This window comes from Angustibacter aerolatus (assembly GCF_054776675.1).
The window spans coordinates 12,541-27,355 of sequence record NZ_BAAHBM010000045.1 but is presented as its reverse complement, the minus strand read 5'-3'; the positions used below and the strand labels follow the sequence as shown (position 1 = coordinate 27,355).

Genomic DNA, 14,815 nt, shown 5'->3' with positions numbered 1-14,815 from the left:
GGGTCAGCGCGTCGCGCACCGCCGCGGCCCCGCCCTCGGGGTCGGCGAGCAGCGCGTCGGCCCACCCCCGCAGCAGCTGGCTGAGGATGACGCCCGAGCTGCCGCGCGCGCCCCGCAGCGCCCCCCGGGCCATCGCGTCGGCGACCCCCGCGGCGTCGTCCCCCTCGGCCGGTCGCGACCCGAGCCCGGCGACGGCGTCCTGCACGGTGAGGTGCAGGTTGGTGCCGGTGTCGCCGTCCGGCACGGGGTAGACGTTCAACGCGTCGAGCGCGGCGCGCTCGGCGCCCAGCCGCGACAGCGCGGTGGTGGCCCAGCGGCGCACGGCAGGGGCGTCGAGGCGGTCGAGCACGCTGCGAGGCTAACGCGCACCTGCGACACCGGGGGTGCCACGACGCCGGTTTGGGCGGGCGGGCGGGCGTCCGTTACGCTGTCGTGGTTGCCAGGCACCCATCTGCCGGCAGCGGAACACCTCGACACACCGACTTCTGGAGACACCTGTGGCTGCCACCTGCGACGTCTGCGGCAAGGGGCCGGGCTTCGGCCACTCGATCTCGCACTCGCACCGTCGCACCAAGCGACGCTTCGACCCGAATATCCAGCGGGTCCGTGCGACCGTCGCCGGCACGCCCAAGCGACTCAACGTCTGCACCTCCTGCCTGAAGGCGGGCAAGGTCACTCGCTGACCCTGCTCCACCCCACGACGGGCCGGTACCCACCTCGGGTGCCGGCCCGTGGTGCGTCCTGACCCGCTCGGCGCCAGCCTCCGGGGCGGGGCACCGCACATCCCGAGACGGCGCGGGGGCACTTCACGCCACTCAGGACGGCGCGGGGGCACCCCGCACCACCGAGTCCGGCACGGGGGCACCCTGCGCCACCGAGTCCGGCACGGGGGCACCCTGCGCCACCCAGCTCGGCGCGGGGGCACCCCGCACCACCCAGCTCGGCACGGGGGCACCCCGCACCACCCAGCTCGGCACGGGGGCACCCTGCGCCACACCGAACGGCACGGGGGCACCCCGCACCACCCAGCTCGGCACGGGGGCACCCTGCGCCACACCGAACGGCACGGGGGCACCCCGCGCCACCAGGGGTCCGAGCGCGAGCTAGCCGCCGAAGTGGTCCCAGCCGGGCGGCAACGTGGGAGCGGCGCCGCCGACCAGCACGCGCGGCCCCCCGACGTCCGCCGCGACGACCCGGCCGAGCGGCACGAAGCCGGGGGGCGGTCCGGCCGAGAAGGCGGCGAGCAGCGCGTGGTCCTCGCCGCCGGTGAGCACCCAGTCGAGCGGGTCGACGCCGAGGGCTGCGGCGGCGAGCACCAGCGGCTCGGTCAGCGGCGCGAGCAGTACGGGGTCGAGGTCGAGGACGACGCCGCTGGCCCGGGCGATGCGGCCGGCGTCGCGCAGCAGGCCGTCGCTGACGTCGAGCATCGCGGTCGCCCCGTGCAGCGCGGCGATCGGCCCGGCGGCGTACGGCGGGCGCGGACGGCGGTGCGCGTCGACGAGCTCGGGGGCGACGTCGGGGCGGCCGGAGAGCAGCAGCGCCAGGCCGGCGGCCGAGGGGCCGAGCACGCCGGCGACGGCGAGCACGTCACCCGGCCGCGCGCCGGACCGCAGCACGGGCGAGCGCCCCTGCAGGTCGCCGAGCGCGGTCACCGACACCACCAGCTCGCGGCCCGACGACAGGTCGCCGCCGACGACCCCCGCTCCGGTGCCCGCGCAGGCGGCAGCGAGCCCGTCGGCCAGCCCGAGCGCCCACGACACCGGCAGCTCGGGCGGCGCGACCAGCCCCACGAGCAGGGCGGTCGGGACGGCGCCCATCGCCGCGACGTCCGCGAGGTTCTGGGCGGCCGCCTTCCAGCCGACGTCGGCCGCGCTCGACCAGTCGCGGCGGAAGTCGCGGCCCTCGACGAGCACGTCGGTGGTGGCCACCACCCGGCCGTCGGGCGCGGCCACCACGGCGGTGTCGTCGCCCGGACCGAGCAGCGTCGCGGGGGCCGCCGGGAACCGCGGGAGCAGCCGGGCCAGCAGGCCGTCCTCACCGAGGTCGCCGAGCACGGGCTCGTGGTCGGCTGGCACGGCCGCACGGTAGCGTGCTGGCACCGGTCGGGCCGCGGGGTCCGGCCCGACGACAGGGGATGACGACGTGGCGGTGCAGGCGTACGTGCTCGTGCAGACCGAGGTCGGCAAGGCCTCGGCCGTCTCCGCCGCGATCGGTGCGGTCGAGGGCGTGCTGGTCGCCGAGGACGTCACCGGCCCCTACGACGTGATCGCGCGGGTCGAGGCCAGCACGGTCGACGAGCTCGGCCGGCTGGTCATCGCCCGCATCCAGGACGTCCCGGGCATCACCCGCACCCTCACGTGCACGGTCGTCCACGTCTGACCGGCGTCGTCGCCGCGGGCCTCGGCCTGGTGCTGGTGGTGGCGCTGGCGACCGCCTTCGCCTGGTGGCGCGGGCGGCCGGTCGACGTCGCGGTGCCGGACGGCGGGGCCGACCCGGTCTGCGCGCAGCTGGCCAGGGCGCTGCCCGCCACGGTGCGCGACCGGCCCCGCACGCCGACGACGGCCGACTCCGCCGCCGTCGCCGCGTGGGGTCGTGACGGCGTGATCTGGCGCTGCGGCGTGGCCGACCCGGGCCCGACCACCGACGAGTGCGTCGGCGTCGACGGCGTGGACTGGGTGCGCCGCCCGCTGCGCGACGGCAGCGCGTTCACCAGCTACGGCCGCTCCCCCGCCGTCGAGGTGCTGGTGCCGCGCGTCGCGGGACACCCCGAACCGCTGGTGCTGCCCGACTTCTCGGCCGTCGTGCGCGGCCTGCCGCAGACCAGGGAGTGCACCCAGTGAGCGACGTCGCGGCGGTGCAGCAGCTGGTCGACACCTTCTTCGACGCGTTCACCTCCGGCACCGACCTCGACGCGCGGCTCGACGGGCTGACCGCGCTGTTCGTGCCCTGGGCCACGGTCGTGCGGCTCGACGGCACCGGCCCGACGGTCTACGACGTGCAAGGTTTCGTCGAGCCGCGTCGCGCGCTGCTGGCCGGCGGCACGCTCACCGGCTTCCGCGAGTGGGAGGTCCAGGGCCGCACCGACGTGTTCGGCGACCTCGCCCAGCACTGGTGCACCTACGCGAAGGAGTGGACCGCCGGCGGCACGCGGCACACCGGCCGAGGGGCGAAGTCGTTGCAGCTGCTGCGCTCCGGCGAGGGCTGGCGCATCACCTCGCTGGTCTGGGACGACGAGCGCTAGCTATCGCAGGCCGGTGGGCCGGGTGAGGGCCAGCTGCAGCAGGCGGTCGACGAGCGCCGGGTAGTCGACGCCGGACGCCGCCCACATGCGCGGGTACATCGAGTGCTCGGTGAAGCCCGGCATGGTGTTGATCTCGTTCACCACGACCTCGCCCGCCGTCGTCCAGAACACGTCGACCCGGGCGAGGCCCTCGCAGCCGATGGCCTCGAAGGCCTCGACGGCGACCTGCTGCACGCGCTGTCGGACGTCGGCGGGCACGTCGGCGGGGGTGGTGAGCCGCACGTCGTCGCCGGCCAGGTACTTGGCCTCGAAGTCGTAGAAGTCGTGGTCGCCGACGACCTCGATCTCGCCGAGCTCGCTGGCCCGCGGGGTGCCGTCGAGGTCCTGCAGCACACCGCACTCGAGCTCGCGGCCCTCGATGCCCGCCTCGACGACGACCTTGGGGTCGTGGGCGCGCGCGGCCTCGATCGCCTCGGTGAGCCGCGCGGCGTCGTCGACGCGGGTGATGCCCATGCTCGACCCGGCGCGCGCCGGCTTCACGAACACCGGCAGCCCCAGGCCGGCCAGCCGGTCGAGCACGGCGGCTGGGTCGGCGTCCCACTGCCGCGGCAGCACCACCTCGTAGGGCCCGACCGGCAGACCCGCCGCCGCGAGCAGCACCTTCATCACGTGCTTGTCCATGCCGGCCGCCGAGGCCAGCACGCCCGAGCCGACGTACGGCACGTCACCCAGCTCGAGCATGCCCTGCAGCGTGCCGTCCTCGCCGAACGGGCCGTGCAGCAGCGGCAGCACGACGTCGACGTCGCCCAGCGCGCGCGGCGGCTGGTGCGGCTCGAGCACCTGCAGCTCGCGGTCGGAGGTGCTCGTCGGCACCAGCACACCGGGGCGCGCGTCGTCGACGACCGGCAGCACCGACCCCTTGGCCTCGAGCGCGGCCGGGTCGTCGGCGGCCAGCACCCAGCGACCGTCGCGCGCCACGCCCACCGGCACCACGTCGTAGCGGTCGCGGTCGATCGCCCGCAGCACGCCGGCCGCCGTCAGGCAGCTGATGGAGTGCTCGCTGGACCGGCCACCGAACACCACGGCGACCCGCGGACGCTTCGCTTTGCTCACGAGCGCCGACCCTACCCAGGCCAGGGCGCCCGGCCCGCATACCCTGCAGGCGTGGACGACGACGCGACCCTCTCCCCCGCGACCCTGGCCGTCACCCGCGGCCGCCCCGACACCTCACCGGGTGCACCGGTCAACGTGTCGCCGGTGCTGAGCTCGACGTTCGTCGCCGACGGACCGGTCGACTACGGCCGCGGCGGCAACCCGACCTGGACGGCGTTCGAGGAGGCGCTCGGCGCGCTCGAGGGCGGCGACGCGCTGGTGTTCGGCTCGGGCATGGGTGCGGTGTCGGCCGCGCTGTCGCTGGTGCCCGACGGCTCGGTCGTCGTCGCCCCCGACGCCGCCTACAGCGGCACCAAGGCGTGGCTCGACCAGGCCGAGGCCGCCGGACGCCTCGAGGTGCGACGGGTCTCGGTGGGCGACACCGCCGCGGTGCTGCACGCGATGGACGGCGCGCACCTGGTGACGCTCGAGTCGCCGACCAACCCGCTGCTCGAGGTGTGCGACCTGGTGGCGGTGCTCGGCGCGGCGCGGGCGCAGGGGCTGATCTCGGTGGTCGACAACACCTTCGCGACGCCGCTCGGCCAGCAGCCGCTGTCGCTGGGCGCCGACGTCGTCGTGCACTCCGTGACCAAGTACCTGGCCGGCCACTCCGACGTCGTGCTGGGCGCGACCGTCACCCGCCCCGACGGCCGCGGGGCGATGCTGCGCGACCGGCTGCAGGTGCACCGCCGCACCCACGGCGCGATCGCCGGCCCGCAGGAGGTGTTCCTCGCGCTGCGTGGCCTGCGCACGCTGGCCGTGCGGTTCGAGCGGGCGCAGGCCAACGCGACCGAGCTGGCGAGGCGCCTGCAGGGTCACCCCGCCGTCCGCCGCGTGCGGCACCCGTCGCTGCCCGACCACCCCGGACACGAGCTGGCCCGCCAGCAGATGCGCGGCGGGTTCGGCGCGATCGTGTCGGTCGAGGTGCACGGCGGGCCCGAGGCGGCCGAGCGGGTGTGCGACGGGACGCGCATCTGGGTGCACACGACGTCGCTCGGCGGCGTCGAGTCCTCGCTCGAGCGGCGTCGCCGGCACGCCCTCGAACCGCACGTCGTGCCCGAGGACCTGCTGCGGCTCTCGGTCGGCATCGAGGACGTCGACGACCTGTGGCGCGATCTCGACCAGGCTCTGCGAGGATCCGGCGCATGACCGAGATCGTCGACGTCAAGACGCCCGACGGGCGCGTGCTGCGGGTGCACGACGGCGGGGGCGACGGGCTGCCCGTCGTGGCCCACCACGGCACCCCCGACTCGGGCGGCCTGCTGCCCCCGGCCCTGCGCGACGCGCAGCAGCGCGGGCTGCGGCTCATCTCCTACGACCGGCCCGGGTACGGCGGGTCGACCCGGCAGGCGGGGCGCACCGTCGCCTCCGCGGCCGTCGACGTCGCCGTGCTGCTCGACGACCTCGGCCTCGACACCTTCGTCACCTGGGGGTCGTCCGGTGGCGGCCCGCACGCCCTCGCCTGCGCCGCGCTGCTGCCCGGGCGCTGCCTCGCCGCGGCCAGCGTCGCGGGCGTCGCCCCCTACCGGGCCGAGGGCCTCGACTGGCTGGCCGGCATGGGGCAGGACAACCTCGACGAGTTCGGCGCCGCGGCGTCCGGCGAGGCGACCCTGCGGCCGTGGCTCGAGACCGCCCGCGCCGGCATGCTCTCGGGCAGCACGCACGAGCTTGTCGAGACGATGCAGACGCTGCTGCCGCCGGTCGACGTCACGGCGCTCGACGGCGAGATCGGCACCTGGCTGCACGACACGATGCACGACGGGCTCGCGACCGGCGTCGACGGCTGGCTCGACGACGACCTCGCGTTCCTCGCCGACTGGGGCTTCGAGCTGCCCGCCGTCGAGGTGCCCACGCTGGTCGTCGCCGGCGGCCAGGACCTCATGGTGCCGGTGTCGCACGGGCACTGGCTGGCCGACCGGCTGCCCGGCGACGCCGACGTGCAGGACGACGAGGGGCACCTCTCGCTGCTGCGCGGCATCGACCGCGTGCAGGGCTGGCTGGCCGAGCGCGCGGCCCGCTGACCCGACGCCCAACCCCTGCGGAGCTAGGGGTTCTCGGGCTTGCGGGCCCGCGACAGCAGTCTGCGGCCCATCTCGGCCGGGGTGATGTCGCCGTGCACGACGGCGACCACGCCCTCGGTGATCGGCACGTCGACGCCCTGGTCGCGGGCCAGGTCGAGGATCGACCGGCACGACTTCACGCCCTCGGCGGTCTGCCGGGTGTGTGCGATCACCTCGTCGACCGTCATGCCCCGACCGAGCTGCTCGCCGAACGTGCGGTTGCGCGACAGCGGCGACATGCAGGTGGCGATGAGGTCGCCCAGACCGGCCAGCCCGGCGAACGTCGCCGGGTCGGCGCCGAGCGACTCCCCCAGCCGGGCGGTCTCGGCGAGGCCGCGGGTGACGATGGTGGCCTTGGTGTTGTCACCGAGGCCCAGCCCGTCGGCCATGCCGACCGCCAGGGCGATGACGTTCTTCACCGCGCCGCCGAGCTCGGTGCCGACGACGTCGGTGCCGGTGTACGGGCGGAAGTACGACGTCGCGCAGGCGTGCGCGACCCGCTCGGCGGTGTCGTGGTCGACGCAGGCCACGACGCTGGCCGCCGGCTGCCGCTGGGCGATCTCACCGGCCAGGTTCGGGCCGGAGACGACGACCACGCGGGACGCCGGCACGCCGCCGACCTCCTGCACCACCTCGCTCATCCGCCGGGTGGTGCCGAGCTCGACACCCTTCAGCAGGCTCACGACGTCGGCACCCTCCGGCAGCACCGGCCGCCACGCCGTGAGGTTGTCGCGCAGGGTCTGCGAGGGCACGGCCAGCACGACGACGTCGGCGCCGTGCATCGCCCGCTCGGGGTCGGTGGTGGCGCGCACCGCGTCGGGCAGCGTCACCGACGGCAGGTAGTCGCCGTTCACGTGGTCGCGGTCGATCTGCTCGACGAGCGCCGAGCGGCGGCCCCACATGACCACGTCGCAGCCGGCGTCGGCCATCACCATCGCGAAGGCCGTGCCCCAGCTGCCGGTGCCCAGCACCGCGGCGCGGGTCACGACCGACCCCGCGCACGGAGCCGGCGGGCCTGGGCCAGCCGCCGGCGGGCCGCCACGACGGTGGCCCGCTGCGCCCGGCGCACCGACTCGCCCGGCGTGCCGTGGGCCCGCTCCCCGTGCTCGCGCGGGTCGTACGGGTGCTCGGGGCGGGTCTCGCCGCGCAGGCCCTCGAGCAGCGTCGTCACGTCGTCCATCACCCGCCGGGTGGCCTCGACCAGGGTGGGTGCGTCGAGCGGCCGGTCGCGCAGGTCGTCGAGGTCGGCGGGCGGGCCGGCGACCACGTGCACGGTGCGCCGCGGCAGCAGGTGCGGACGCTTGCCGTACGGCATCAGCACCTGCTCGGGCCCCCACTGCGCCACCGGCACCAGCGGCGCGCCGGTGATCAGCGCCAACCTGGCCGCACCGGTCTTGCCGACCATCGGCCACAGGCCCGGGTCGCGGGTCAGCGTGCCCTCGGGGTAGATGCCGATGCAGGCGCCGGCCTCGATCGCCGCGACGGCCGACGAGAAGGCCTGCGCGGCGTCCCCGCCCTCGCGGTGCACGGGGATCTGGCCGGCGCCGCGCAGCACCGCGCCGACCACCGGCACGCGGAACAGCTGCTCCTTGCCCAGGAACGTCGGCGGCCGTCCGTTGTCGACCAGGAAGTGCGCGAAGGTCAGCGGGTCGACGTACGACAGGTGGTTCGCGCACAACACGAGCCCGCCCTGCTGCGGCAGGTGCTCTGCACCGCGCCAGTCGCGCCGCGCGACGGCGCGCATGATCGGCCGGAGCACCGCGGCCGCCGCCCGGTACGCCGGGGGCTGGTCCCGCAGCGACGCCACCCGCGCTCCCTCGCTCGTCCGCGTCGGCTCGTGCCGACCGCTCCCGGCTCGCATCCTGTCGTCGCCCCGGGGCGTTGTCGAGGTGGACGGCGACGGCTGCGACCATCGGGGGGTGCCCTGGGTCGTCGTCCTGCCGGTCAAGCACGCCGACCGCGGCAAGACGCGGCTCGACGTCGCCGACCCGGCCGACCGCGTGCGGCTGGCCCGAGCGGTCGCGCTCGACTCGCTCGCGGCCGTGCGCGCCTGCCCGGACGTCGCGGTGCGGCTGGTGGTGACGGGCGACCCGCAGGTGTCGCAGGTCGCCCGCGCGGCCGGCGACGAGGTGCTCGCCGACCCGGCCAGGGGGCTGGACGCCGCGGTCGACGCCGGCCTGGCGACGGCCGCGCGCCGGTGGCCGGAGCTCGACGTGGCGGTGCTGCTCGCCGACGTGCCCGCGCTGCGCCCGGCCGAGCTGTCGGAGGCGCTGCAGGTGGCGGCGGGCCACGACCGGGCGCTGGTCGCCGACCACGAGGGCAGCGGCACGGTGCTGCTGACCGCCAGCGCCGGCGTCGCGGCGCACCCGGCGTTCGGCCCGGGCAGCGCGGCGGCGCACCAGGCGCTCGGCGCGGTGCCGCTGACCGCCCAGGTGCCCTCGCTGCGCCAGGACGTCGACACCGTGGCCGATCTGCGCCGCGCGGCCGAGCTGGGGCTGGGACCGCTGACCGCACGCGCCGCTGCGGACGCCGGTCTGGCGTAGCCTGCCCGCGTGCAGGCCACCGTCCACGAGTTCGCCGACGACGGCAGCGGCAGCGTGCTGCTCGACGACGGCCTGCGGGTGCCGTTCACCGCGGAGGCGTTCGCGCACAGCACGTTGCGGCTGCTGCGCGTCGGCCAGCGGGTCTCGATCGAGCGCGACGGCGAGACCGGACCGGTGGTGCGGCTGTGGCTGACCGGCGTGGGCTGAGCCCGGGTCACCCGCGCTCGTAGTTCGCGCCCACGGCGTCGAGCTTGTCGAGGAACCGCTCGTAGCCGCGGTAGATCAGCTCGATGCCGTGCACCCGCGAGTCGCCCTCGGCCGCCAGCGCGGCGATGAGGTAGCTGAAGCCGCCGCGCAGGTCGGGCACCTCGATCTCGGCGCCGTGCAGCTTGGTCGGGCCGGACACCACCGCGGAGTGCAGGAAGTTGCGCTGCCCGAACCGGCAGGGCAGGCCACCGAGGCACTCGCGGTACAGCTGGATGGTGGCGCCCATGTCGTTCAGCGCGCGGGTGAAGCCGAGGCGGTTCTCGTAGACCGTCTCGTGCACGATCGACAGCCCGCTGGTCTGGGTGAGCGCGACGACCAGCGGCTGCTGCCAGTCGGTCATGAAGCCCGGGTGCACGTCGGTCTCGAGGACCACCGCGCGCTTGGGGTCGGCGTCGCGCCAGAACCGGATGCCGCGGTCGTCGACCTCGAAGGCGCCGCCGATCTTCCGGAAGACGTTGAGGAAGGTCATCATGTCGGGCTGGCTGGCGCCCTCGACGAAGATCTCGCCGCGGGTGGCGAAGGCGGCCGAGGCCCACGACGCCGCCTCGATGCGGTCGGGGATCGCCCGGTGGTTGAAGCCCTCGAGCCGGTCGACGCCCTCGATCCGCACCACGCGGTCGATGTCGACGCTGATGATCGCGCCCATCTTCTGCAGGACGGCGATGAGGTCGAGGATCTCGGGCTCGGTCGCGGCGTTGCGCAGCTCGGTGAGGCCCTCGGCGCGCACCGCGGTCAGCAGCACCTGCTCGGTGGCACCGACGCTCGGGAACGGCAGCGCGATCTTGGTGCCCTGCAGGCGCTTCGGGGCGTGGATGCGCAGACCCTCGGGGCGCTTCTCGACCTCGGCGCCGAACTGGCGCAGCACGTCCATGTGGTAGTTGATCGGTCGCTCACCGATGCGGCAGCCACCGAGGTCGGGGATGAACGCCTCGCCGAGACGGTGCAGCAGCGGCCCGCAGAACAGGATCGGGATGCGGCTCGAGCCGGCGTGCGCGTCGATGTCGGCCACGTGGGCCCGCTCGACGTTGGTCGGGTCGAGCACCAGCTCGCCGTCGTCCGGCCCACCGCTGACGTCGACGCCGTGCAGCTCGAGCAGCCCGGACACGATGCGGACGTCGGCGATCTCGGGGACGCCGCGCAGCCGGCTCACGGACTCACCCAGCAGCGAGGCCACCATCGCCTTCGACACCAGGTTCTTCGCGCCGCGCACCTGGACCTCACCGCGAAGGGGCGTGCCACCGTGCACCGTCAGGACGTCGCTCATGGCCCCGATTCTCACAGACGAACGGGCCGGCACCCCGTCAGGGTGCCGGCCCGTGTCGTGCAGGTCGTGTAGAGGTCAGGCGCGCTTGGCGGCCGTCTTCTTCGTGGTCGTCTTCTTGGCGGTGCTCTTGGCCGGAGCCGACTTCTTGGCCGTGGTCTTGGCCGCCGGGGCGCTGGTGCTCTTGCTGGCGAGCTTCTTGGCGGCGACCTTCTTGGTGGGCGTGCTGGTCGAGTTGCTGGCCAGCTGCTTGGCGGCGGTGCGCTTCGTCGAGGCCGCGCCCGTCGTGCTCTTGGTGGCGGTCTTGGCGGTGCTGCGCTTCGCCGGTGCGCTCGACGTCGTGCTGGCGGTGGACTTCTTCGCCGGGGTCGACGACTTCGTGGCCGCGGTCTTGCTGGCGGTCTTGCTCGCGGTCTTGCTGGCCGTGGTGCCGGTGGAGCGCGCGGCGGTCTTGGTGGCCGTCTTGCTGGCGGACTTCGTGGCCGTCCGGCTCGCGGTCTTCGTGGCGGCCGTCTTCGTGGCGGCCGTCTTGGTCGCAGCCGTCTTGGTCGCGGTGCGGGTGCTGGCCGGCGCGGCCTTCTTGGCGGCCGAGCTCGCGGCGGTCGAGCTGCCGGTGACGGCGCGCACGGCGCCGGCGGCGCGGCTGGCGGCGGCCTGGGTGAACGCGCGCAGCGCCTTCGTGTCGGAGGTGACCTCCTTGAAGGCGGTGCCGGCGCGGAAGCGCGGGACCGAGGTCTTCTTGATGCGCACGGGCTGACCGGTGCGCGGGTTGCGGCCGGTGCGGGCGGCGCGGGCGGCCTTCTCGAAGGTGCCGAAGCCGGTGATGGCGACCTTCTCGCCCTTGGCCACGGTGACGGTGATGGTGTCGACCACTGCCTCGAGCGCCTCGGCGGCGGCCCTCTTGCTGCCGAGCCGCGACTCGAGCGCGTCGACGAGCTGTCCCTTGTTCACTGCACTTCTCCCTCGATGGAATGTGCGCCGGGTGACTCACCGGCCGGGCGACCACAGGGTCGAGCGACGCCCGACTCGTGACGACGGTAGGGGTCGCGAGGGCGCACGTCCAACAGGACGCGTCACGGTTCTCGGTGTGTCGCAACCGGATCGCCCGGCTCGCGCACCTCCTCCGGCGGCCCTCGCCGCCGGTCACGCCGCCGGCAGCTCGGCGGCTCTGCACCGACCGGCCGGCTGGATCCCGTTGCGGCACAACGGGTCGGGCCGGTGACGGCCGGCCTCGGTCACCGCGGGACGGTGGTCGGCTTCCAGGCCGGACGGTGCTGCTCGAACTCCGTGATGGCGTCGACGTGCTGCAGGGTCAGCGACACGTCGTCCAGGCCGTTCAGCAGGCGCCAGCGCGTGTAGTCGTCGACCTGGAAGGGGCAGACCAGCTCGCCGGCGGTCACCGTGCGGGCCTCGAGGTCGACGGTCACCTCGGTGCCGGGGGCGTTCTCGAGCAGCTTCCAGAGCAGCTCGACGTCCTGCTGGTCGACCTGCGCGGTGAGCAGCCCGCCCTTGCCGGAGTTGCCGCGGAAGATGTCGGCGAACCGCGAGCTGATGACGACCCGGAAGCCATAGTCCAGCAACGCCCACACGGCGTGCTCGCGCGAGGAGCCGGTGCCGAAGTCGGGGCCGGCGACCAGCACGCTGCCGGCACCGAACGCCGGCTGGTTGAGGACGAACGTCTCGTCGCCGCGCCAGGCCGCGAAGAGGCCGTCCTCGAACCCGCTGCGGGTCACCCGCTTGAGGTAGACCGCCGGGATGATCTGGTCGGTGTCGACGTTGCTGCGGCGCAACGGCACACCGACGCCGGTGTGGGTGGTGAAGGCGTCCATCTCGGCTCTCCTCAGTCCAGGTCGGCGGGCGACGACAGGGTGCCGCGCACGGCCGTGGCGGCGGCGACGAGCGGCGAGACCAGGTGCGTGCGGCCACCCTTGCCCTGCCGCCCCTCGAAGTTGCGGTTCGACGTCGAGGCGCTGCGCTCCCCCGGTGCCAGCTGGTCGGGGTTCATGCCCAGGCACATCGAGCAGCCCGCGAGCCGCCAGTCGGCCCCGGCCGCGCGGAACACCTCGTCGAGCCCCTCGGCCTCGGCCTGCAGGCGCACCCGCGCCGAGCCCGGCACCACGAGCATGCGGACGCCGTCCTTGACCTTGCGCCCCTGCAGCACCTGGGCCGCGGCGCGCAGGTCCTCGATGCGGCCGTTGGTGCAGCTGCCGAGGAACACGGTGTCGACCGCGACCTGGCGCAGCGGCGTGCCGGGCTCGAGCCCCATGTACTCCAGGGCGCGTTCGGCGGACTGCCGCTCGCCCTCGTCGGCGATGGTCTCGGGCACCGGCACCGACCCGCTCAGCGGCAGGCCCTGGCCGGGGTTCGTGCCCCAGGTGACGAACGGCGTCAGCGCGGCGCCGTCGATCACGACCTCCGCGTCGAACGTCGCGTCGTCGTCGGTGCGCAGCTCGCGCCAGTCGGCCACCGCGGCGTCCCAGTCGGCGCCCTGTGGGGCGTGCGGGCGGCCCTGCACGTACTCGAAGGTGGTGTCGTCCGGCGCGATCAGGCCGGCGCGCGCCCCGGCCTCGATCGACATGTTGCACACCGTCATGCGCGCCTCCATCGACATCGCCTCGACGGCGCGGCCGCGGTACTCGAGCACGTAGCCCTGCCCGCCGCCGGTGCCGATGCGGGCGATGACGGCGAGGATGAGGTCCTTGGCGGTGACGCCGTCGGCGAGGTCGCCCTCGACGGTGATCGCCATGGTCCTGAACGGCTTCAGCGGCAGGGTCTGCGTGGCCAGCACGTGCTCGACCTCGCTGGTGCCGATGCCGAGCGCGAGCGCACCGAACGCGCCGTGCGTCGAGGTGTGCGAGTCGCCGCAGACGATCGTCATGCCGGGCTGGGTCAGGCCGAGCTGCGGACCGATCACGTGCACGATGCCCTGCTCGGCGTCGCCCATGGGGTGCAGCCGGACGCCGAACTCGGCGCAGTTGCGGCGCAGCGTCTCGACCTGGGTCAGCGACACCGGGTCGAGGATGGGGCCGGGCGCGGTGGGGACGTTGTGGTCCTCGGTGGCGATCGTGAGGTCGGTGCGGTGCACCGGCCGGCCGGCGAGGCGCAGGCCGTCGAAGGCCTGCGGGCTGGTCACCTCGTGCAGCAGGTGGAGGTCGATGTAGAGCAGGTCCGGCTCGCCCTCCGCCCGACGCACGACGTGCGCGTCCCACACCTTCTCTGCCAGCGTCCTGCCCATCGCACTGCCCTTCGCTCGCTGTCACGGTCGATCTGCTTGCATCTCAGACCCTGAGACGGCAGTATCGAGTCATGGACAACAGTAGCGGAGTCGGCGTCCTGGACAAGGCCGCGACCGTCCTCGGCGCCCTCGAGGCAGGCCCCTCGACCCTCGCACAGCTCGTGGCGGCCACCGGCCTCGCCCGACCCACGGCGCACCGGCTCGCCGTCGCCCTCGAGCACCACCGGCTCGTCACCCGCGACATGCAGGGCCGCTTCGTGCTGGGCCCCAGGATGGCCGAGCTCGCCGCCGCCGCGGGCGAGGACCGGCTGCTGGCCGCCGCGGGCCCGGTGCTGACGGCGCTGCGCGACCACACCGGCGAGAGCGCGCAGCTCTTCCGCCGCCAGGGCGAGCAGCGGATCTGCGTCGCCGCCGCCGAGCGGCCGGTCGGCCTGCGCGACTCCATCCCCGTCGGCAGCACGCTGTCGATGTCGGCCGGGTCGGCCGCCCAGGTGCTGCTGGCCTGGGAGGAGCCCGACCGCCTGCACCGCGGCCTGGTCGGCGCCAAGTTCAACGCCACCGCGCTGTCGGGCGTGCGGCGCCGGGGCTGGGCGCAGAGCGTCGGCGAGCGCGAGGCGGGCGTGGCGTCGGTGTCGGCACCGGTGCGCGGCCCGAGCGGTCGCGTCGTGGCCGCGGTGTCGATCTCCGGCCCCATCGAGCGCCTGTCGCGCCAGCCCGGCCGGCTGCACGCCCCCTCGATCGTCACCGGGGCCAACAAGCTCAGCGAGGTGCTGCGCCGCACGACGTGAGCGGCGTCCGGACAGCGAAGAGGCCCCCACCCGACCGGGTGGGGGCCTCTCTGCTCGCGTAGCCCCGACGGGATTCGAACCCGCGCTACCGCCTTGAGAGGGCGGCGTGCTAGGCCACTACACAACGGGGCCGTGCTGTGGACGACGGTACCGGATCGCTCCGACGCCGTGACCGCTGGGGTACCAGGACTCGAACCTAGACTAACTGAACCAGAATCAGTCGTGCTGCCAATTACACCATACCCCAAGGGGGTACCCGGGCCGGCTG

At 74.8% G+C, this 14,815-nt stretch carries 19 protein-coding genes and 2 tRNA genes; 9 read left to right on the top strand and 12 right to left on the bottom strand.

The window, feature by feature from the left end; all coding sequences use genetic code 11:
- Positions 1–349: DAK2 domain-containing protein (locus tag ACYVI6_RS11680; RefSeq protein WP_460446534.1), on the bottom strand; the 349-nt coding region annotated here is incomplete at its 3' end.
- Positions 350–497: 148 nt separating this feature from the next.
- Between ACYVI6_RS11680 and rpmB the strand changes: the two genes are divergently transcribed.
- Positions 498–683, top strand: coding sequence for a 50S ribosomal protein L28 (gene rpmB, locus ACYVI6_RS11675; protein WP_284290363.1), 186 nt, complete (start codon positions 498–500; stop codon positions 681–683).
- A gap of 132 nt (positions 684–815) precedes the next feature.
- On the opposite strand, the gene ACYVI6_RS11670 is transcribed toward rpmB, so the two are convergent.
- Positions 816–1,037: a hypothetical protein gene (locus ACYVI6_RS11670; protein WP_460446533.1), complete on the bottom strand. Its 222-nt coding sequence runs from the start codon at positions 1,035–1,037 to the stop codon at positions 816–818.
- A 66-nt stretch (positions 1,038–1,103) separates the two neighbouring features.
- Entirely contained in the window at positions 1,104–2,075 is a 972-nt protein-coding gene (locus tag ACYVI6_RS11665; protein WP_460446532.1) for a thiamine-phosphate kinase, read from the bottom strand.
- A 67-nt stretch (positions 2,076–2,142) separates the two neighbouring features.
- Between ACYVI6_RS11665 and ACYVI6_RS11660 the strand changes: the two genes are divergently transcribed.
- From ACYVI6_RS11660 to ACYVI6_RS11650, 3 genes are read left to right on the top strand one after another with little or no spacing between them, the layout of a single operon-like run.
- Positions 2,143–2,379, top strand: coding sequence for an Lrp/AsnC family transcriptional regulator (locus ACYVI6_RS11660; RefSeq protein WP_460446531.1), 237 nt, complete (start codon positions 2,143–2,145; stop codon positions 2,377–2,379).
- Positions 2,358–2,840, top strand: coding sequence for a DUF3515 family protein (locus ACYVI6_RS11655; protein WP_460446530.1), 483 nt, complete (start codon positions 2,358–2,360; stop codon positions 2,838–2,840). Before ACYVI6_RS11660 ends, ACYVI6_RS11655 begins: the two co-directional genes overlap by 22 nt.
- The gene (locus ACYVI6_RS11650) at positions 2,837–3,241 is read left to right on the top strand and encodes a DUF4440 domain-containing protein (RefSeq protein ID WP_460446529.1); all 405 of its coding nucleotides are present in this window, start codon (positions 2,837–2,839) and stop codon (positions 3,239–3,241) included. The genes ACYVI6_RS11655 and ACYVI6_RS11650 overlap by 4 nt, the downstream gene beginning before the upstream one ends.
- Here ACYVI6_RS11650 and ACYVI6_RS11645 read toward each other — a convergent pair whose 3' ends face one another.
- Positions 3,242–4,354 (bottom strand): D-alanine--D-alanine ligase family protein, encoded by a 1,113-nt coding sequence (locus ACYVI6_RS11645; RefSeq protein WP_460446528.1) that lies wholly within the window; start codon positions 4,352–4,354, stop codon positions 3,242–3,244. It lies immediately after the preceding gene.
- A 51-nt stretch (positions 4,355–4,405) separates the two neighbouring features.
- On the opposite strand from ACYVI6_RS11645, the gene ACYVI6_RS11640 reads away from it, so the two are divergent.
- A complete protein-coding gene (locus ACYVI6_RS11640; protein WP_460446527.1) occupies positions 4,406–5,542 on the top strand; it encodes a trans-sulfuration enzyme family protein in 1,137 nt (378 codons plus the stop codon).
- Positions 5,539–6,414, top strand: coding sequence for an alpha/beta fold hydrolase (locus ACYVI6_RS11635; protein ID WP_460446526.1), 876 nt, complete (start codon positions 5,539–5,541; stop codon positions 6,412–6,414). The genes ACYVI6_RS11640 and ACYVI6_RS11635 overlap by 4 nt, the downstream gene beginning before the upstream one ends.
- A 23-nt stretch (positions 6,415–6,437) precedes the next feature.
- On the opposite strand, the gene ACYVI6_RS11630 is transcribed toward ACYVI6_RS11635, so the two are convergent.
- Both ACYVI6_RS11630 and ACYVI6_RS11625 read right to left on the bottom strand, forming a co-directional pair.
- Positions 6,438–7,439: an NAD(P)H-dependent glycerol-3-phosphate dehydrogenase gene (locus tag ACYVI6_RS11630; protein ID WP_460446525.1), complete on the bottom strand. Its 1,002-nt coding sequence runs from the start codon at positions 7,437–7,439 to the stop codon at positions 6,438–6,440.
- On the bottom strand, positions 7,436–8,260 hold the full coding sequence (locus ACYVI6_RS11625; protein WP_460446524.1) for a lysophospholipid acyltransferase family protein: 825 nt from the start codon (positions 8,258–8,260) through the stop codon (positions 7,436–7,438). Before ACYVI6_RS11625 ends, ACYVI6_RS11630 begins: the two co-directional genes overlap by 4 nt.
- Positions 8,261–8,372: 112 nt before the next feature.
- On the opposite strand from ACYVI6_RS11625, the gene cofC reads away from it, so the two are divergent.
- Together cofC and ACYVI6_RS11615 are read left to right on the top strand one after the other, a co-directional pair.
- A complete protein-coding gene (cofC, locus tag ACYVI6_RS11620; protein ID WP_460446523.1) occupies positions 8,373–8,996 on the top strand; it encodes a 2-phospho-L-lactate guanylyltransferase in 624 nt (207 codons plus the stop codon).
- Positions 8,997–9,005: 9 nt separating this feature from the next.
- A complete protein-coding gene (locus ACYVI6_RS11615) occupies positions 9,006–9,203 on the top strand; it encodes a hypothetical protein (RefSeq protein WP_460446522.1) in 198 nt (65 codons plus the stop codon).
- Positions 9,204–9,210: 7 nt separating this feature from the next.
- Here ACYVI6_RS11615 and murA read toward each other — a convergent pair whose 3' ends face one another.
- From murA to leuC, 4 genes are all read right to left on the bottom strand, one after another.
- Complete coding sequence (gene murA / locus ACYVI6_RS11610; RefSeq protein WP_460446521.1) at positions 9,211–10,527, bottom strand: UDP-N-acetylglucosamine 1-carboxyvinyltransferase; 1,317 nt, start codon at positions 10,525–10,527, stop codon at positions 9,211–9,213.
- 75 nt (positions 10,528–10,602) lie between these two features.
- Positions 10,603–11,475, bottom strand: coding sequence for an HU family DNA-binding protein (locus tag ACYVI6_RS11605; protein ID WP_460446520.1), 873 nt, complete (start codon positions 11,473–11,475; stop codon positions 10,603–10,605).
- Between the two features lie 284 nt (positions 11,476–11,759).
- Positions 11,760–12,353, bottom strand: coding sequence for a 3-isopropylmalate dehydratase small subunit (gene leuD / locus ACYVI6_RS11600; RefSeq protein ID WP_460446519.1), 594 nt, complete (start codon positions 12,351–12,353; stop codon positions 11,760–11,762).
- Between the two features lie 11 nt (positions 12,354–12,364).
- On the bottom strand, positions 12,365–13,759 hold the full coding sequence (gene leuC / locus ACYVI6_RS11595) for a 3-isopropylmalate dehydratase large subunit (RefSeq protein WP_460446518.1): 1,395 nt from the start codon (positions 13,757–13,759) through the stop codon (positions 12,365–12,367).
- Positions 13,760–13,830: 71 nt separating this feature from the next.
- Between leuC and ACYVI6_RS11590 the strand changes: the two genes are divergently transcribed.
- Positions 13,831–14,547 carry an IclR family transcriptional regulator gene (locus ACYVI6_RS11590; RefSeq protein WP_460446517.1) on the top strand — a complete coding sequence of 239 codons (717 nt, stop codon included), beginning with the start codon at positions 13,831–13,833 and terminating at the stop codon, positions 14,545–14,547.
- Between the two features lie 59 nt (positions 14,548–14,606).
- Here ACYVI6_RS11590 and ACYVI6_RS11585 read toward each other — a convergent pair.
- Together ACYVI6_RS11585 and ACYVI6_RS11580 are read right to left on the bottom strand one after the other, a co-directional pair.
- Positions 14,607–14,679 (bottom strand) — tRNA-Glu (locus ACYVI6_RS11585).
- Positions 14,680–14,722: 43 nt separating this feature from the next.
- A tRNA-Gln gene (locus tag ACYVI6_RS11580) sits at positions 14,723–14,794 on the bottom strand.
- Positions 14,795–14,815 lie beyond the last annotated feature (21 nt).